This is a genomic window from Candidatus Thiosymbion oneisti, assembly GCF_900092655.1.
Lineage (GTDB): Bacteria > Pseudomonadota > Gammaproteobacteria > Chromatiales > Chromatiaceae > Thiosymbion > Thiosymbion oneisti.
The window spans coordinates 1-529 of the sequence record NZ_FLUY01000142.1; the positions used below are offsets into that span (position 1 = coordinate 1).

At 52.4% G+C, this 529-nt stretch carries 1 protein-coding gene; it reads right to left on the reverse strand.

The window, feature by feature from the left end; genetic code table 11:
• Positions 1-250: 250 nt before the first annotated feature.
• Positions 251-529: HigA family addiction module antitoxin (locus BQ17_RS01490; RefSeq protein WP_089723975.1), on the reverse strand; the 279-nt coding region annotated here is incomplete at its 5' end.

Genomic DNA, 529 nt, shown 5'->3' on the forward strand with positions numbered 1-529 from the left:
CGGCGTCTTGGGGCTGCTGTCTACCTATACCTCGGCTAAGCCCCGATCGGATACCAGTCTGGAATCCATAAAGAGCCAGCAAATAATATCATCTTATTCAGTAGTGACATAGGCTCATGATTTTAGAGGCATAACGGCTTGGCTCATGCGCAGAAATGGGATCAGGTCTTGATCCGTGACCCTTGAAGGCACAGGTCAAGACCTGACCCCATTTCCCGCTCTCGACGGTATTCCGTGGCTCAGGTTGATGCTATTGTTGGGCCTTATCGTTATCATGCGCGTAATGTCCCCAAGGCGTGATCTTTGCGAGAGTTTCCGTAAGTGCGTCCTTGGCCATGGTCGCTTCATAGTCCATCTGCAAACCCGTCCAAAAACTCTCAGACATACCAAAAAAACGCGAGAGGCGTAAGCCTGTGTCGACCGTGATGCCACGCGAGCCCGCAACAATCTCCCCGATGCGACGCTGGGAAACTCCAATTTCCTTGGCAAGGCGATACTGCGTGATGCGGAGCGGTTTGAGGAACTCTTC